The organism is Okeania sp. SIO2F4 (assembly GCF_010672385.1).
Taxonomy (GTDB): domain Bacteria; phylum Cyanobacteriota; class Cyanobacteriia; order Cyanobacteriales; family Microcoleaceae; genus Trichodesmium.
Window position 1 is genome coordinate 1 of sequence record NZ_JAAHGT010001507.1, and the last position, 1,014, is coordinate 1,014.

A 1,014-nucleotide genomic window follows, 5' to 3' on the forward strand; every position below is an offset into this window, starting at 1 on the left:
AAAAATTATTGTGATTTGGACGATTAAGGTATCGGTATTTTCTGTAGTTTCTAATAATTTTCTGCCGTAAATTATAATTTAGTGTTTATTTGGCTCATTTTTTCATCTAAACAAATTCCTAAAATCATGCTGTACCAAGATACTAATCTATCCCAAGGATTTCTCACAAAAGCAAATTTATAGTATTCATTCCATTTATCAACTCCCAATATATCTCTACCTGTTATGGCAGAACCATGTTTCTGCTTAGTAACAAGTTTTTCTAAGTCAGGTACATTTTTCTTTAAAGTCTCTGTCAAACTTTGTCCTGCTGTTTTTTGTGCATCCACAAAAATAAATTTATGTTTGTGATATCTTAGCATTTTGATTGGTTCTTAGTTATAAAATAATTTAATTATTGTTTGAACAACAAAAAAGATTTTGACTTTTAATTCCATTCAAAAGGTTTATTAGTTTCTCCCGCAATACGCTCAAATATTTCTAGTTTTTCTGGTGATAATTCTCTTTGCCAACGTAAATCTAACTTGATGGCTATATCCACATTCTTGTAGTAATCAGCATTGATTTTTTGTACTTTATTTTCTATTTCCTGCCCTCGATAGCGACGAATTAGAGAATAAGCACCCTCATTACCAGAAATATCATAATGATCGTATTGCCAATACTCTATCATGGAAGGAATAAAATTTATATTCACAAAATTACAAATTTTTTCCACAGTTTGATGAGGATTACTCGCTAATTGTTCATAAGCAATCTCAATTCTTTTCTCAGAATTAAATTTTTCAAAAAAATCATTTCTTAGTTTGTGTTTTTCTACCCATTCTGTTGCCACCTTAGCCATATCCCAATGAGGATATTTTCTAAGATAAGAGTTAACAACAGCTCTACCATCACGAACTAAATGAATTAAATATGCTTCTACTTTTCCTGATGTAAATTCTTCAGCTTGAATTTTTTCTCCAATCCAAGGATAAGCTTTACTCGCATCAATAATAACTCTTTTATTATCTA

Annotated in this window: 2 protein-coding genes; both read right to left on the reverse strand. The window is 29.9% G+C overall.

The window, feature by feature from the left end; translation table 11 throughout:
- Nucleotides 1-71: 71 nt before the first annotated feature.
- Nucleotides 72-362 carry a sulfotransferase family 2 domain-containing protein gene (locus F6K22_RS41555; RefSeq protein ID WP_293111065.1) on the reverse strand — a complete coding sequence of 97 codons (291 nt, stop codon included), beginning with the start codon at nt 360-362 and terminating at the stop codon, nt 72-74.
- 65 nt (nt 363-427) lie between these two features.
- Nucleotides 428-1,014: sulfotransferase (locus tag F6K22_RS41560; RefSeq protein ID WP_293111067.1), on the reverse strand; the 587-nt coding region annotated here is incomplete at its 5' end.